Origin of the sequence: Mesorhizobium sp. BAC0120 (assembly GCF_033542235.1) — a bacterium.
GTDB lineage: Bacteria > Pseudomonadota > Alphaproteobacteria > Rhizobiales > Rhizobiaceae > JAWRCU01.
Genome location: NZ_JAWRCU010000019.1, coordinates 24,097 through 39,474 on the forward strand (window position 1 = coordinate 24,097; position 15,378 = coordinate 39,474).

Consider the following 15,378-nt stretch of genomic DNA (forward strand, 5'->3'; position numbering starts at 1 on the left):
CTCGAAATGTGCAGCCGCGGCCTGCCTCCTCAGCCGCGGCCTGCATATTTGAACGGTGGGTCGTATCGGGAGCTGGGACTCCGTCTCACACCCACCCTGCCGATGACGGCTTGACCGTTCTGAAGGTCAAGCCGAGCTGCGTTGGGCGATGAGATGAACGGAAACGGTGTCAACGAGACAATCCGTCATCGTGCCGGCTGGCAGCTGGCACGGGTTTCGCAATCCCGGAAACGGACCTTATTGGGCGGGAGCATCGTCCGCCTGGCAAGGTCCTTCGCCCTTGAACTCCTTGGCGAGGCAACCGTATTTGTCGGCTGTCGCGGCGGTTTCGTGCACGGCCCTGCTCATGCCGCAGCCGGAGAGCGCGATGGCGAGAAGGAGCAAGATTGCGGGTTTCATCTTGTAGGATGCGTGCCTTGGCCTGGAGTCGGAAGACCGCACCATACACGCGAGACCGGCAGCACGACACCACAGTCTCAACTGCCCGAGACAATGAAGCTGGCTTCCTGCCTCAGCGCGCAGGGGCCGTGAGGTCTTTGCGGGCGCCATCCGCAGTCGCCAGCACGCCGTAGAGATCGGGGCGGCGATCGCGGAAGAGACCCCAGGCGGCGCGCTCCTGTCGCATTGCCGCGCGATCGAAGCGAGCGGTGAGCACGGCCTCGCCTTCGCGAGAAGCCGAGGCGAGGAGCTCGCCGAAGGGGCCGGCGATGAAGGACGAGCCGTAATAGCTTTGCGTCCTGCCGCCGACGCTCTCCGTGCCGATGCGGTTGGCGGCTGCGACAGGCATGACGTTGGCGCCGGCATGGCCGCGCATGGTGATGCGCCAATGCTCCATGGAATCGAAGTCGGGTCGTCCGGGCTCGGAACCGATCGCTGTCGGGTAGAGCAGGAACTCGGCGCCCATCAGGGCCATGGCGCGCGCGGCCTCGGGGAACCATTGGTCCCAGCAGATGCCGACGCCGATTGCGCCGAAGCGTGTCGGCCAGACCCGGAAACCGGTGTCGCCCGGGTTGAAGTAGTATTTCTCCGAATAGCCGGGACCGTCGGGGATGTGCGACTTGCGATAGACGCCGAGCATGTCGCCGCGATCATCGACGATCACCACCGAATTGAAACAGGCCTGGTTGCGGCGCTCGAAGAACGAGACCGGGATCACCACGCCGAGCTCGGCAGCGAGCCTCTGCATGGCCGCTACGATCGGGTGCCCGTCGAGCGGCCTGGCGCGACGGAAATGCTCCGGCGATTCCTCCTGGCAGAAATAGAGCCCCTCGAAAAGCTCCTGCACCAGCACGATGTTGGCTCCCTCACGCGCGGCTTCGCGGACCAGCCTGCCAGCGGTCGCAAGATTCTCGCCTTGATCGTCGCTGCAGGCGAACTGGACGACACCAAGCGTAACTTCGTTCATTTCCGCCGCCACTCAGCAACCCCCAAGCTTCAGCCAAACAGAACCGACAACGTTCCGCGTGTCGTCATTTGCCGGACAGGTTCGCCAGAACACCTCTCTCCATCAGCCACTTCGTGCCGCGAGGCCAGGAGTAGTTCGCTCCCATGCGCAAACCTGTGTAGCCGACGGCTACAGGGGCGCCCGTGTTCGCGTCAACGACCTTGATGAGCATCTCGTATTCTGTCCGGCTGATCCTGTTCACCACACCGGTCATGGCGAGCTGGCCGCCGAGTTTCGAGGCGATGCCGGCCTCGCAGCCGTAGCAACTCCGCAATTCGCCCGCCTTGGCGATTTCCGCGGCGGCCGCCGCTGCGTCCACAATCCTGTAGCTTCCCGCCTTTGCCAGGTAATCCTTGGCCACCTGGGTGGACTCCGCCAGGTACTGTTTATCCCGGTCGTCGCGGGGAATGATTCCTGCGCCGGCGCTCGAATCCATCATCTCGAAGTTGAAGACGACGATGTTCCTGGTCGATTCCGCCGCGACCGCGGCGGAAAGGCCCGCCATCAATAGAACGCCGACAAGGAGTGACCCTGTCAGGAAGGGGAGGGGAGTTCTTTGGGTCATGATCTTGTCCTTCTCTTCGCCTGTGCCTGAGAAGAAGCGAAACCCAAACTGAGATTTGTTCAGATGCAGGCCAAGCGGCCCAGTTGCATCTGACGCAACCTAGCACTGCTCTCGATCAGCGCCAATGAGCCGCTGGCACGAAGCTCGTCGGGCCCGGCGGCCGCAGGAAGAACGCTCAACCGAAATCGGGGATTACGGCGGCAGGATACGGAAGTCGGCCCCTTCCGGCAGAAGTTGTCCACCGTCCACCACGATCGTCGTGCCGGTGACATAGCTCGCGTCGTCCGAGGCGAGGAACAGGAAGGCATTGGCGACGTCACGGGGACTGCCAAGCCGCCCGAGCGGGATCGCATCCTCCATGGTCTTGATGAAAGCCGGGCCGCGATGCGCCTGGATCCCCTCGGTCAGGATGTTTCCGGGTTCGACGCCGTTTACGGTGATGCCGTAGCCGGCGAATTCCAGAGCGGCCGAGCGGATGAAGCCGTTGATGCCGGCCTTGCTCGCGGCATAGTGACCGTGGCCGGGGCTCGTGACGTGCGGGCCGGTGATGGAGGAGGTGAAGAGCATTCGTCCCGAACGCTGCGCCTTCATCGGCGCGAGAGCGGCGCGTGCGGCGTTGAAGCAGCCGCGGAGATTGACGCCCATGACGCGGTCCCAATCCTCGGGGCTGGTGTTCTCGATGAGCTGCCAGGGATAGATGCCGGCATTCTGGACGATGATATCCAGCCGGCCATGGCGCTCGATGGCCAGCCGGACAGCGGCTTCGGCGCTGGCCATTACTGATATGTCTGTGCGTATGAAAGCGGCGCCGAGTTCGCTCGCCGTCGCCTGCCCGGCTTCGTCCTCGCTGTCGGCCAGGGCGAGCCGCGCGCCTTCTTCGGCGAAACGCTGCGCAATTCCCTTGCCGATCCCGCGCGCCGTGCCAATGATCAGGGCGACCTTGCCTTCGAGCCGTGCTGTCATGCGAGCCTCTGCCTCAGCGTCTGCTTGAATGTGTCGAGGAGCACTGCCGCCAGCACCAGGAGCCCATGGATGACCTGGGTGGTGGTGGGAGGCAGGCCCATAAGGTTTATGGCGGTGTTGATCGAGGAGAGCAGCAGCACGCCTGCATAGACGCCCGGCAGCGAGCCGACGCCGCCCTTGAGGCTCACCCCTCCGATCACGACCGCCGCGAAGGCGTTGAAGAGTAGGCCGACGCCGAGATTGGCGGTCGCGCCGGAGGTGCGGATGGCGAGCAGCCAGCCGGCCAGCCCGGCGATGGCCCCGGCAAGGATGAAGGCGATGATCAGGTTGCGATTGACGCGGATGCCGGCGCGGAATGTCGCCGTCTGGTTGCCGCCGATCATCACCAGATGCCGGCCGAACGGCGTCTTGGAAAGGATGAAGGAGAAGACGACGAAGCAGGCAATCGCGATCCAGGCGGTCAGCGGTAGGCCCAGCACCCTCTGGATGCCGAACCAGCGGATGGCCGGTGCGAGATCTTGTGCGGAGCGGCCGCCGGAGACGGCAAGCACCAGCCCGCGCACCCAGATGTAGGATGCCAGGGTGATGATGAAGGCGCTCATGTTGAGCTTGACAACGAACACACCGTTGAGCGCGCCGATCAAGCCCCCAACGGCGATGGCGATCAGCAGCGAGACGGGCACCATCAGCCACTCCGGGCTCAGCTTGATGCCGAGGCCGATGCCGGCCGAGCAGAACAGGATTCCGACCGCCATCGCCGCGAGCGCGGCGACGGATTCGACCGAGAGATCCATGTGGCCGGCGATGATGACCAGCGCCAGGCCGATCGACATCACGCCGAGCACGCTGGAGGCTTCGATGATGTTGGCGAAGATGCCGAGCTGGAAATAGTTCGGCACGAAGATCGAAAAGATCGCCAGCACGAAAAGCAGCATGAACCAGACGAGGTTGTCCAGGACAAGCTCAAGGATGCGGCGTGTGCGTGGTTTCATCGACCGTTCCGGATTGGGTGTGGACCGTTGACGTCCGGCGTTCACTGTCCGGAGCGAGAGCGGAGGATGCCGCGGCGCCTGGCTGGCGCCGCGACGCTGTCAAAGAGGCCTTACTGGACCGACTGCACCGTTTCGGTCGGCGGCTTCTGGTTGCCCCAGAAGGCCGGATTGTCGACATTCTCCTTGGTGATCGCGGCGCCGGGGATCTTGATGTTGGGTCCCCAGGATTCGATTGTCAGCACCGAAGGCAAGCCCAGCACGTCATAATTGCCGGCCTTGATCTCCTGCTTGTTGACGACCTTGTCCATGAACATGGCGACGGCCGCGGCCTGCGCGTAGAGCGGCTGCTCCACCTCGACGTTGAGCCAACCCTTGCGAATGAGGTCGAGGCCGACCGGCGCGCCGTTGGAGCTCATCATCATGACGTCTCCCGGCTTCTTGCCGGCCGCCTCGAGCGACGCGACGGCGGCGACGGAAAGGTGTGCGGCGTGGCTGAAGATCAGGTCGATGTCAGGATTGGAGACGATATTGTCGGCGACGATCGTGCCGGCGTTGCTCGCCTCCCATTGCGCGGCGGGGTGCGAGATGATGGTGACTTCCGGGAAGGCCTTCATCTTCTCCTCGAAGCCCTTCTGGATGTCGAGGGTGTAGGGATCGCCCGGATCGCCGAGCACTTGCAGGATCTTGCCCTTCACCGAACCATACTTCGCCTTCAACAGCTTCTCAGCCTGCTCGGCCGCGACATGACCGATCTCGACAGTGCCGGCAACCGAGGTGAAGTCCATCTGGGTCTCGGTGATCTGCCGGTCGAATATCACGACCGGAATGCCGGCGGCGCGCGCTGCCTCCACCGAAGGCTTCAGTGCGTTGAAGTCGACGGCGGCAAGGATGACGGCGGCCGGCTTCAGCGCGATCACGTCGTTCATCTGCGACTGCTGGGCGTCGGTCTTGTTGTCGGCATTGAGCGTCTTCATCTCGTAGCCGACCTGCTTCAGGAACATCTCCAGCGCGCTCACCGAGCCGGTCTGGAACTCGTCGAGCAGGGTGGGGACAAGATAATAGACCGTACCCTTCGACTGTGCGAAGGCCGGCGTCAGCATTGCAACTACCAATGCCAGAACGCCGAAGGCGGATAGTACCATACGCTTCATGTTCTCGCTCCTCTTATAAACCGGAACCCCTTGTTATGCCCGCTCGCCTGCCGGTCCGGCGCCGGCAAGGGTTTCCCCGGTGATCATGCCGATCACCGCGTCGGGACTTGTTTTTGATCGCGGCACGTCGCCTGCGACGACGCCCTGGCGGATCACCACGATCCGGTCGGCGACCTGGAAGGCCTGCTGCATGATATGCGTGATGATGATGACGCCGATCCCTTGTGCGGCGACCTGGCGGATCATGTCGAGCCCACGCCGAGTCTGCTCGACGCCAAGCGCGGCGAACGGTTCGTCGAGCAGCACCAGCTTGCCGCCCCAGTGGACGAAGCGGTTGAGCTCGATCGCCTGCCTCTGGCCGCCCGAGAGATGCTCGACATTGGTGCGCAGCGACGGGATGCGCGTGCCGGCATTGGCCAGCGCCTTCGCCACCTCGCGCTCCATGGCGCCTTCGTCCAGGACCGGGACCCCGAGCACGCGGCGCGTGATCTCGCGCCCCATGAAGAAGTTTGCGACCACGTCGACATTGGTGCAGAGCGACAGGTCCTGGTAGACGGTCTCGATGCCGGCGGCCTTGGCTTCGGCGGGGGTCTTGGCCAGGAACTCCTTGCCCTCGAAGAGCATGCGTCCCGATGTCGGATCGAGTCCGCCGGAGATGATCTTCACCAGCGTCGATTTGCCCGCGCCGTTGTCGCCGAGCAAGGCGACGACCTCGCCCTTGGCGATGGAGAAGGAGATGCCCTTGAGCGCTTCGATCGCGCCGTAATTCTTGCGGATGTCTTCCAAAACGAGCAGTGGCGTTGTCATGCAGCCATCTCCCTGCCGGAGCCGAGGACGTCGCGCTCGCGTTCGCCGACGAACATGTGGCCGAACCGCGGCGACAGCACGCCCGACACGGCAAGGGCCGCCGCCCCCCGCAGAACCGAGTGCTCGCCGCCCTGCGCGACGACCACGCGCGGTGCCTGGCGATCGCGCCGGGCGGCAATCGAGTTCGGCAGCTCGGCCGACAGCGCCGCCAGCCGCTCGAGCAAATGAGTTGAAGCAAGGCCGCCGAGCACGACGGTCTCGGGATCGAACAGGTTTTCGATCGTTGCGATGGCATTGCGGAAGATTGGCGTGACCGCCTTGAGCCAGGCCGCCTCGCCCGAGCCGGCGCGGCGCAAGGCGTCGAGCGACAGGTAACGTTCCAGGCAACCGCGATTGCCGCACGGGCATGGCTCGCCGTCGGGAACGACGGGGATATGGCCAATTTCGCCCGCATTGCCCCAGGCGCCACGCATCACCCTGCCTTCATGCACGAGTGCGCCGCCGAGGCCGACCCCGAAATACAGGTAGTAATATTCCGAAAAGCGCTTGCCGAGGCCGTAGAGATGCTCGCCGAGGGCGGCCGCGGCCATATCCGTTTCCAGGAATGCCGGAAGGCCGGTGATCTTGGCGAGGCGTTCCCTTATTGCGACGTTTTCCCAGCCGGCCATAGTGGTCGGGCCGACGAAGCTCATGGAGTCCACGCCGAACGGTCCCGGCAATGCCATGCCGATGCCGAGCATGCGGCCATCCGGCCTGTGGCCGGCGAGCTTCGGGAGCATGGTTCCGATGATCTCGAAGGCAGCCGCGGGTGAGGCGTTGTCGACCGCCTGGCCGTCGCTGGCGATAACCTTTCCGCTCAGATCGATGAGAGCCGCGTTGACGCCGAGGGGCGTGATGTGGACGCCGATCGCAAACCCGCCTTCCGGATTGATCCTGAGCAGGGAGGGCGGCAAGCCGCGGCCCTTCGGCTCCTCGCGAAGCGACACCAGGTAGCGCTGCTCCTCCAATTCGCGCACGATTGTGGAGACGGTTTGCACCGTCAGTCCCACCCGTTCGGCTATTTCGCCACGTGTCGTCGGCCCGTGCAGGCGCACGGCCTCGAGCACGATCCGGCGATTGTACGGGCGGCCGAAACCCTGATTGGTGCCTTTGAGTGTCACCGCTCCTCCTCCCGAGAACTAGACGTTACACGGGGCCGCTATTTAGTCAAATGGATTTCAAAAATCTTCCGCGCTTGTCGCTGCGAGGACCGATCCTGGCAGAATAGAATTCCTCCGTCGCCTGTGGACATCGATGTTGTGATCCCTCAATCTTGCTTACGGGAACTGCAAGCGTCGCGAAGACGGCGAAACCTCCGGGGTGCGCATGACCAAGGGATGGACATTGTACGATCCACGTCTGGCGTGGATGCTGGTCGCGCCGGTGCTGCTGCTGTTGATCTTTTTCCTGGTGCTGCCGATCGCCGTGATGGCGGTCTACACCTTCTTTACCTTCGTCACTGCCGGTGTCGAGAAAAGCACGCTGACGCTGGCGAACTGGCACGAGTTCCTCACCGACAGCTATTATCACGGCTTTCTGTTGAAGACGCTCCGCGTGGGAGCAATGACCGCCTTGATCTGCGGCATCCTCGGTTATTTCCCTGCCTATTTCATCTGGGCCACGACCTTCAGGCACAAGTGGCTGCTGCTGCTTCTGCTCATCGTGCCGTTCTGGATCAGCTTCACGATCCGCACGTTCTCCTGGATCAACATTCTGGGCGAGCAGGGCGTGATCAACGTCACGCTGATCAAGGTCGGCATCATCCACGAGCCGTTGCAGATGCTCTACACCGAAGGTGCGGTCGTCATGGGGCTGCTGCACTTCCTGCTGCCCTACATGATCCTCAACATCTATGTCAGCCTCGAGGGCATCGACCGCACGTTGATCGCCGCCGCGCGCTCAATGGGCTGCACGAGCGCACAGGCATTTCGCGAAGTCACGCTGCCGCTTTCGCTGCCCGGCCTTGCGGCCGGCCTGCTGCTCTGCTTCGTCCTGGCGGCGGGCAGCTATGTGACGCCGCAGCTGCTGGGCTCGGGCCGTGATGCGCTGTTCGGCAATCTCATCTTCGACACGATCATGGGAGAGTTGAACTGGCCGATGGGCGCAACGCTTTCCATCGTTCTCTTTCTGGTGCTCGGCTGCTTCGCGGCCGTCTATACCCGCTTCATGGGCATGTCCCAGATCGTCAAAGGGCTTGGTGGGTGAGGTCTGGGCGGATGAGTGAACGCAAGCGTGACGCGGAGGGCAGATGGGCCTGGCGGCTGACCGGCTTCATGACGTTGTGCGTCTATATCTTCATGTTCGCACCAATCGTCGCCACGGTGGTACTGTCGTTCAACTCCTCGATGTTCGGCGGCTTTCCGATGACCGGCTTCAGCCTGCAATGGTATGGCAAGCTGCTCCAGAACACGCAGGTGCTCGCCGCGTTCCGGACCTCGCTGTGGATCGCGCTCGTCACCGCGGTGGTCACCACCGCTGTCGGCGTGGCAGCCGCCTTCGCTTTGATACGCTTCGAATTCCCAGGAAAGCAGACGCTGAGCACGCTGGTCATCCTGCCGGCGCTGGTGCCTGAAACGATCCTCGGCGTCGGCCTTCTCGTGCTGATCAAGGCGGTCAACCAGCCTCGCTCGCTGCTCCTGCTGGTGCTCGGCCATATACTGCTTGCCGTACCCTACGTCGTGCTGATCGCTCAGGCGCGCATGGTTGGTATCCGGCGAGCCTATGAGGAGGCGGCGCTTTCGCTCGGCGCCTCGCGGTTTTCCACCTTCCGCGAGATCACCCTGCCTCTACTGATCCCGGCGGTGACGGCCGGTGCGCTGCTCGCCTTCACCATCTCCTTCGACAACACTTCGGCCAGCCTGTTCTGGCGGCCCGCCGGCGTCGAGACGATGCCGACGCAGATCCTTTCCATGCTCAAGATATCGATCAGCCCCGAGATCAACGCGCTCGGCACGGTCATGATCGTTATGACCGTCGGCATTCCGCTCATAGGCGGATTGATCCTGCAAAGGCTGACGAGATTGGGAACACGCAGGAAACCAGTGGAGGAAGCACAATGAAACTGTCTAGTACGAAGCGGCTCGAAAGGCTGCACGAGCGCTACATGAACGGCGATCTCAGCCGCCGGACTTTCCTCGGATTGACAGCCGCGGCGGCAGCATCGGCGGGCCTGTCGATGCCGTGGATGGGACGGGCGCTCGCCGCGGTCGCGGAAGTCCGCTTCGATGGCTGGGGCGGCACGGTACAGGATGCGATCGACAAATATGCCTTCCAGCCATACACGAAGAAGACCGGCATCAAGGTCGTGCAGGGTACCTTCGGCGACGAGAACGAGATCATCACCAAGGTGAAGACGTCGAACCCCGGCGACTTCCAGGTCGTCCATTCGTCGGGCGTCAACTACTATATCAAATACGTCAACGCCGGCATGACTTCGGAGATCAACGAGGCCAACATTCCCAATATGGCGAATGTCCTGCAGCCGATGATCGAGCCCTTCCGCAAGCTCACGCCGAAGCTCTCGGCGGTGCCTTACGACTACGGCACCACCGGCATCGCCTACAACACGACTGTCATCTCGCCGGAGGAGGCGAAAGAGAAGGGCGCGGCGCTGCTGGCCGACAAGAAATATGCCGGCAAGATCGGCGGTTATGCCGACATGACGACGCGTGTCTGGTACGCCGCGCTCGCCACCGGCCAGGATCCCAACAAGCTCGAGGACATGGACGCGATCTGGGCGAAGGTGCGCGAGACGCGCGACCTCGCCAAGAAATTCTGGGGCTCGGGCGCCGAGCTGATGGATCTGCTTTCGAAGGGCGAGATCGTCGTTACCGACGCTTGGTCCGGCCGTGTCGCGTCGCTGCAGGAGCAGGGCCACCCAATCGGCTATCTCGATCCGAATGGATCTTATGCCTGGATGGAGGACATGCTGATCCTCAAGGGTTCGCCCATGCCGGAATGCGAGGAACTGGTCAACTTCATGCTCGATCCTGCGACCTCCATCGCTGTCGCCGAGGGGCAGAGCTATCCGCCGTCGCTCGATCCGAACAAGGTTAAGCTCACCGAGAAAATCGAGAAGCTTCCGGCTTACGATCCGACGGGCACGATGAAGGCGCTGACCTTCGCCGACCCGGTCTATTGGGCTGACAACGAGGACGCCTGGAACAAGCAGTGGGACAGGATCTCGAAGGGTGCGTGAGAGCGTCGAAACCAGAGAGGCGTCCCGGCCGAGATCGGCCGGGACGGGTCTTCCGAACGCCGGTACGGAACGCCCGGCGGTAGAGTTCCGCGACGTCCACATCGCCTACGGCAACTTCGTCGCGGTGCGCGACTTCTCGCTGGCGATCGACAAAGGAAGTTTCGTCACGCTTCTGGGGCCGTCGGGCTGCGGCAAGACAACGATCCTACGCTCCATAGCCGGGCTGGTCGACATTTCGCGCGGCCAGATTTCGATCGGCGGGCGGCGGGTCGACGATATTGCAATCTACAAGCGCAATATCGGGCTGGTATTCCAGAGCTATGCGTTGTTCCCGCACAAGAACGTCTTCGACAACGTCGCCTTCGGCCTGAAATATCACAACGTGCCCAAGGCCGATATCGCGCGCAAGGTCGGCAAGGCGCTGGAGATGGTCAGGCTTCCCGGCAGCGAAAGGAAGCTCCCGTCGCAACTGTCGGGCGGGCAGCAGCAGCGCATTGCGCTGGCGCGCGCCATCGTCTTCGAGCCGGAGGTGTTGCTTCTCGACGAGCCCCTTTCGGCACTCGACGCAAACATGCGCGAGGAAATGCGCGTCGAGATCAAGAAGATTCAGAAGGAGACCGGCATCACCGCCATCTTCGTGACGCACGATCAGGAAGAAGCGCTTTCCATGTCCGATCGCATTGTCGTCATGAACGCCGGATCCATGGAGCAGATTGGTACGCCGGAGCAGGTGTACGAGACGCCGGCCACCGCCTTCGTGGCGGATTTCCTGGGCAAGGCCAACATGCTTGCCGGCACCGTCGCTGCTGCCGATGGGCTTACCGCTACGCTCACCCTCGCGACGGGACAGACAGTCAGCGTCGTTTCGCCGAAGCCGCTAAGTCCAGGCGCGGCCGTGACGGTCGTGGTTCGGCCGCAGAAACTGTCCTTGGGGTCGACCGATACTGCCAACCGGCTGTCGGGTCGCGTCGTCTCGACATCGTATTTGGGCGGCAGCGCAATCTACGAGATCGACATCGGCGGCAAGAGGACGGTGCGCGCGAACACACAGATCAACGGCCGGGTCGTGCGCGAAGGCGAGCCGATCGATATCGGCTTCGACCCTGCCGGCTGTGTTCTGCTTGACGAGAAGGGCATCCGAATCTCGTAAAGGCGAAAGTCAGTCTCACGAGCAGACCGAATGCTGCGCAGGGCTTTCGGACCAAATCCGATGCGAAACAGAGATAAAGCGGTGTGGCGATTCAATTTGAAGGCACGCCGCTCTACTTTGCTCGCGTAGCTGCAGCAAAGCCGTTCGATCAATTGAGCCAGATCAACGTGACGAACGCCGGTTGGCCTAGACTTGCCATGACCCGCGAAGCCGCTTGCGGATCCCGCCGTGCCCGGAGACGCCGGAATATTTCGGAAGGATGCTGCCATGAAAGCGAAACCCTCGTATTTTCTGGTGCCCCTCACGGGCACGATCTGGCTCAGTCTTGCAGTTGCGACCTGGGCTGCCGGGACACAGCAGGTGAACGCCGAGCTGTGGAACAAAAGCGACGGCTCCCAGGGTGTCACTCTGAGCACCGATCACGTGAAGCCTGGCAAGGTCGTGTTTAACGTGAAGAACATCTCCGACAACGAGGATCACGAACTGCTGCTCGCCAATGTCGCATCACCCGATGCCCTGCCGATGGACGAGTCCGGTGCGCGGGTCGACGAGGACAAGCTCAAGGGCCTGAAGGAGCTGGGCGACGTGCACCCGGGCAAGTCGCGCAGCACCACGCTCAGGCTCAAGCCGGGCAAGTACATGCTGTTCTGCAACGAGGCCGGGCACTTCAAGGCAGGCATGTACGCCACATTCACGGTGGCGCCGTAGACCAACGCGATACCGAGTGCAGTCGGCCACCGCCAGGCGGTGTCCCGCCCGCATGCAGCAGCCGCAGTGCTCGACGGCTTGCGCGGTCACCCGATATCGAGCGCATTGGCGGCGAGTTCGAGGACAGCGGGATCAATATCTCGGCCCCCTCGGCGAGGACTCCGATCTCTCGTGACATCCGGTTCGCCGCCCGATCCTCGTGGGGTGGAGGAGAAGAAATGACGATAGACACGACCGAACGTGTGATCGAGTACGCGCGCGAGCGATTGAGGCACGAGGTCACGGATCTTCTCGATGATCCCTCATGGCTGACGGCAATGCCTGAGGAGTTGATCGCGAAGTATTTCGAAGACGCGCGGCTGCTGGCTGCCGATCTCGGTCTGGATTTCGATGTCCTCATCGACGAAACCGGCACGGATTACGAGCGTTCTCGTCTGCGCCGGCTGGAGAAATCGGCAGGGGTCAGTCCGCCCGGCACTGCGGGCCTGTGAATCGGCGCTCTCGGATCATGCTTCACCGCCAAGGATGCTGCGGCCGTGCGATGGCATCAGGATGGTAGCGATCAAGGAGGCGAGAAATGGACGAAGAAATCGGAAGGAAGATCCAGACGCTGCTGGATCAACATCGGATCATGACGATCGCCACGTTGAGGCCGGATGGCTGGCCGCAGGCGACAACGGTCGGCTACGCGAACGAAGGCTTTATTCTCTACTTCCTTTGCGGACTGGACAGTCAAAAGGCGGCGAACCTGGCGCGCGATGATCGGGTATCGCTGACAATCGACCACGACACCCCCGACATCACGGCGATCACCGGTCTATCCATGGCCGCGCACGCTCAACCGGTGACCGACACGGCTGAAGCTGAGAAAGTGCTGCGCATGCTTTCGCTAAAGTATCCCGAGCAGGTCCCCCTGCCTATGCCCATGCCGACCGCGAAAGATGTCCGCATATTCCGCGTTCAGCCGACGGTCATCTCCCTCCTCGACTACTCCAAGGGGTTCGGCCACACAGATCTCGTCAATTGCTGAACGGCATTCGCCATCAAAGGCTCTGCTCGCGCTCGGCAATTGCTTCTTCGCCGGCAAGCGAATTGCAGATCAGCACGAGCTTGCCCCTGACGCCTCCCTGGCCGAGCAGCTCTTGCGCCCGGCGGGCTTCGGTCAATGGTATCCGATCGGCCACGATCGGTTTGATCTTCCCGTCACGAAGCAGCTCGAGCAAGGCGCCGAGGTCTTCGCGGAACCAGGCGGGCTTCCACCGTTTCAAATATTGTATGCTGTAGGGGAGGATTCGTCGCCGGCCCGGCGAAACGAAGGCGCGGACCGCATACCACGCAGGTCGCAATATGCCGCGAAGGCGATAACGCAAGCCTCCTGCCAGTTGGCCCTTCTTGAGAAATGAGGTGAAGCCATAGGCTATCACGCGGCCGGCGGGCCTCAGGGCTTGAAACGAACGCCAGACATTGGCTTCGCCGACCCCGTCGAAGACGACATCCACACCATTGCCAGTCAGGCGGTGAATCTCGTCCACGAAGTCGACCCGCTCGTAATCTATCGGCGTGGCGCCGAGATCGGATACGATCTGATGAGCCGCAAGGGACACGGTCCCATACATCTCCAGCCCTGCCAGGCGGCCAAGTTGGAGCAGAGCGGTGCCCACTCCGCCGGCGGCGCCATGAACGAGGATCCGTTGACCCGATGACGCATGCCCAAGGCGATGCATCATCTGATAGGCCGTAACATAGTTGAGCACGATGCTGACGGCCTCGACGGGATCGACACCAGCTGGAACTGGAATGAATTCACCTTCCGGCAGGCAGATGAACTGAGCGTAGCCACCATGAATGGGCAGCGCCGCAACCATCTGACCGACCATGGTATGGGATGCTCCCTCTCCGGCCTCATCCACGATGCCCACAATGTCCCATCCCGGCGTGAATGGCACGGTCGTCTTTTCCGGATGAATTCCCTCTCGCATCAACAACTCGGCGAAGGAGACGCCGGCGGCGATTGTTCGGACCCGCAGTTCACCCGGCGCCGGCTGGGGCGCTTCTTCCTGCACGATCTCCAGAACTTCAGGTCCGCCAAGATGGCGAACCACGACGCGGAGCGACTTCATGGCAGGTTCGGCCCGATTGGACCCCTCCCGCAGAAGCGAATTCAAATGCAAAGCTAGCGCAGGCGGGGAGGGAGCGGGTTGTTCCAGATCAAGCCCGTCAGAAATCTGTCGCTACCCACGAACGACTGCTCATGAGCTGTATGCCGACCTCCGGTTGTCCAACTCGGGTCCTGCCGTCGGCCCTTCAGCTAACCGTCTTCGAAGCCGCTCAGCACGCCGACCGCGTTGATGCCGATCTCTTCCACGGCATAGCCGCCCTCCATGACGAACAGCGTGGGCATGCCGAGCTTGGCAATGCGGCGGCCGATCTTGGGATAGTCCTCGCTCCTCAGCTTGAACTGGCTGATCGGGTCTTTCTCGAAAGTGTCCACTCCGAGCGAGACGACGAGGATGTCGGGCGCGTAGGCCGCGACCTTCGCATAGGCATCGTCGAGGGCTGCGCTCCAGCCGTCCCAGGCAGTGCCGGGCGGCATCGGATAATTGTGGTTGAAGCCTTCGCCTTCTCCCGCCCCTGTCTCGTCGGCATGGCCGAGGAAGAAGGGATATTCGCCCATCGGATCGCCGTGCAGGTTGGCGACAAGCACGTCGGAGCGCTCGTAGAAGATTTCCTGCGTGCCGTTGCCGTGATGATAGTCGATATCGAGGATCGCCACCTTCGATGCGCCCTGATCGCGGAACCACTGCGCCGCGACCGCGGCGTTGTTGATGTAGCAATAGCCGCCCATGAAGCCCGACCCTGCGTGGTGGCCCGGCGGCCGGCAGAGCGCAAAGGCGGCGCGCTCGCCATTCCCGACGAGAGCCGCGGCCGTCAGCGCCACGTCATGGGACGATTTCACCGCAGCCCAGGTGCCCTCGACGAAGTTCGCGCCGGCGTCGAAGGAATAGAAGCCGAGCAGAGCATCGATCGTCCTGGGTCGGACGTCACCGCGCAGACCGCGCGTCGGCCAGGTAAAGGGCATCGCCGTCCCGGACCGGCCGGATGCGACCCACATCGGCCAGACCGTCGGCAGAAAGTCGACGTAATCGGCGCGATGCACCCGCTTCGCTGCCGAAAGGTCGAATTCCCTCGGCGGAAGGACCTCGCCGAGTTTCTCCGATTCGATCCGTGCTCTGATGATCTCGGCGCGCGACGACTTTTCGAAGCCGGGCACGATGGCGCCTGCGACGAGCTCCATCTGCCCCGAATGGCCCGCATGCAACGGTGAGTACACGGTTTTCATGAAATGGCTTCTCCGCCCAAG

17 protein-coding genes are annotated in these 15,378 nt (G+C 62.7%); 7 read left to right on the forward strand and 10 right to left on the reverse strand.

What is annotated here, in order from left to right; translation table 11 throughout:
* Positions 1-237: 237 nt before the first annotated feature.
* The 8 genes from SAZ10_RS28470 to SAZ10_RS28505 all read right to left on the reverse strand — a co-directional run bounded on the left by SAZ10_RS28470 (position 238) and on the right by SAZ10_RS28505 (position 7,082).
* A complete protein-coding gene (locus SAZ10_RS28470) occupies positions 238-399 on the reverse strand; it encodes a hypothetical protein (RefSeq protein WP_318612826.1) in 162 nt (53 codons plus the stop codon).
* A gap of 112 nt (positions 400-511) precedes the next feature.
* The gene (gene aguB / locus SAZ10_RS28475) at positions 512-1,405 is read right to left on the reverse strand and encodes an N-carbamoylputrescine amidase (protein WP_318612827.1); all 894 of its coding nucleotides are present in this window, start codon (positions 1,403-1,405) and stop codon (positions 512-514) included.
* A gap of 64 nt (positions 1,406-1,469) precedes the next feature.
* A complete protein-coding gene (locus SAZ10_RS28480; RefSeq protein WP_318612828.1) occupies positions 1,470-2,009 on the reverse strand; it encodes a DUF2380 domain-containing protein in 540 nt (179 codons plus the stop codon).
* A gap of 192 nt (positions 2,010-2,201) precedes the next feature.
* Complete coding sequence (locus SAZ10_RS28485) at positions 2,202-2,972, reverse strand: SDR family oxidoreductase (protein ID WP_318612829.1); 771 nt, start codon at positions 2,970-2,972, stop codon at positions 2,202-2,204.
* Entirely contained in the window at positions 2,969-3,964 is a 996-nt protein-coding gene (locus SAZ10_RS28490) for an ABC transporter permease (protein ID WP_318612830.1), read from the reverse strand. The genes SAZ10_RS28485 and SAZ10_RS28490 overlap by 4 nt, the downstream gene beginning before the upstream one ends.
* A 110-nt stretch (positions 3,965-4,074) precedes the next feature.
* Complete coding sequence (locus SAZ10_RS28495; protein WP_318612831.1) at positions 4,075-5,115, reverse strand: sugar ABC transporter substrate-binding protein; 1,041 nt, start codon at positions 5,113-5,115, stop codon at positions 4,075-4,077.
* Between the two features lie 33 nt (positions 5,116-5,148).
* The gene (locus SAZ10_RS28500) at positions 5,149-5,922 is read right to left on the reverse strand and encodes an ATP-binding cassette domain-containing protein (protein WP_318612832.1); all 774 of its coding nucleotides are present in this window, start codon (positions 5,920-5,922) and stop codon (positions 5,149-5,151) included.
* A complete protein-coding gene (locus SAZ10_RS28505) occupies positions 5,919-7,082 on the reverse strand; it encodes an ROK family transcriptional regulator (protein WP_318612833.1) in 1,164 nt (387 codons plus the stop codon). The genes SAZ10_RS28500 and SAZ10_RS28505 overlap by 4 nt, the downstream gene beginning before the upstream one ends.
* A gap of 205 nt (positions 7,083-7,287) precedes the next feature.
* Here SAZ10_RS28505 and SAZ10_RS28510 point away from each other — a divergent pair, with 205 nt between their 5' ends.
* The 7 genes from SAZ10_RS28510 (at position 7,288) to SAZ10_RS28540 (ending at position 13,047) form a co-directional block, all read left to right on the forward strand.
* Positions 7,288-8,166, forward strand: a complete 879-nt coding sequence (locus SAZ10_RS28510; protein WP_318612834.1) for an ABC transporter permease — start codon at positions 7,288-7,290, stop codon at positions 8,164-8,166.
* An 11-nt stretch (positions 8,167-8,177) separates the two neighbouring features.
* Positions 8,178-9,020: an ABC transporter permease gene (locus SAZ10_RS28515; RefSeq protein WP_318612835.1), complete on the forward strand. Its 843-nt coding sequence runs from the start codon at positions 8,178-8,180 to the stop codon at positions 9,018-9,020.
* On the forward strand, positions 9,017-10,159 hold the full coding sequence (locus SAZ10_RS28520; protein ID WP_318612836.1) for an extracellular solute-binding protein: 1,143 nt from the start codon (positions 9,017-9,019) through the stop codon (positions 10,157-10,159). Before SAZ10_RS28515 ends, SAZ10_RS28520 begins: the two co-directional genes overlap by 4 nt.
* Positions 10,152-11,309, forward strand: a complete 1,158-nt coding sequence (locus tag SAZ10_RS28525; protein WP_318612837.1) for an ABC transporter ATP-binding protein — start codon at positions 10,152-10,154, stop codon at positions 11,307-11,309. Before SAZ10_RS28520 ends, SAZ10_RS28525 begins: the two co-directional genes overlap by 8 nt.
* A gap of 267 nt (positions 11,310-11,576) precedes the next feature.
* Positions 11,577-12,017, forward strand: a complete 441-nt coding sequence (locus tag SAZ10_RS28530) for a plastocyanin/azurin family copper-binding protein (RefSeq protein ID WP_318612838.1) — start codon at positions 11,577-11,579, stop codon at positions 12,015-12,017.
* Between the two features lie 218 nt (positions 12,018-12,235).
* Entirely contained in the window at positions 12,236-12,508 is a 273-nt protein-coding gene (locus SAZ10_RS28535; RefSeq protein WP_318612839.1) for a hypothetical protein, read from the forward strand.
* 86 nt (positions 12,509-12,594) lie between these two features.
* Positions 12,595-13,047: a pyridoxamine 5'-phosphate oxidase family protein gene (locus SAZ10_RS28540; protein WP_318612840.1), complete on the forward strand. Its 453-nt coding sequence runs from the start codon at positions 12,595-12,597 to the stop codon at positions 13,045-13,047.
* Positions 13,048-13,060: 13 nt separating this feature from the next.
* Here SAZ10_RS28540 and SAZ10_RS28545 read toward each other — a convergent pair whose 3' ends face one another.
* Positions 13,061-14,137 (reverse strand): medium chain dehydrogenase/reductase family protein, encoded by a 1,077-nt coding sequence (locus tag SAZ10_RS28545; protein ID WP_318612841.1) that lies wholly within the window; start codon positions 14,135-14,137, stop codon positions 13,061-13,063.
* A 188-nt stretch (positions 14,138-14,325) separates the two neighbouring features.
* Positions 14,326-15,357, reverse strand: coding sequence for a histone deacetylase family protein (locus SAZ10_RS28550; protein WP_318612842.1), 1,032 nt, complete (start codon positions 15,355-15,357; stop codon positions 14,326-14,328).
* Between the last annotated feature and the right edge of the window lie 21 nt (positions 15,358-15,378).